Origin of the sequence: Frateuria defendens (assembly GCF_001182895.1) — a bacterium.
Taxonomy (GTDB): Bacteria; Pseudomonadota; Gammaproteobacteria; order Xanthomonadales; family Rhodanobacteraceae; genus Frateuria_B; species Frateuria_B defendens.
The window spans coordinates 1-222 of record NZ_LFQR01000223.1 but is presented as its reverse complement, the minus strand read 5'-3'; the positions used below and the strand labels follow the sequence as shown (position 1 = coordinate 222).

Genomic DNA, 222 nt, shown 5'->3' with positions numbered 1-222 from the left:
GAGGATCTGCAGGCCCTGGCTCGCGCTGAGGCTCGCCGCTGGCAGGCCGCTGTGGGCGAGGCCGCCCAGCGAAGTCGAGCGGATGTCGCCGCCCGCCACCAGGCTCACCACGCCGCCGCTGATGCGGCCGTTGGTGTTGAGAATGTCGCCGCCGGCGCTCAGCGCGGTCAGGCCCTGGCTGGCGATGCGCCCGCTGTTGAGCAGCTGCTGCGCGGTGAGCAC

1 protein-coding gene is annotated in these 222 nt (G+C 73.4%); it reads right to left on the bottom strand.

Annotated features, from left to right (window positions below; all coding sequences use genetic code 11):
- A partial coding sequence (locus ACH65_RS20385; protein ID WP_161805636.1) for a hypothetical protein occupies positions 1-222 on the bottom strand: 222 nt, incomplete at both ends.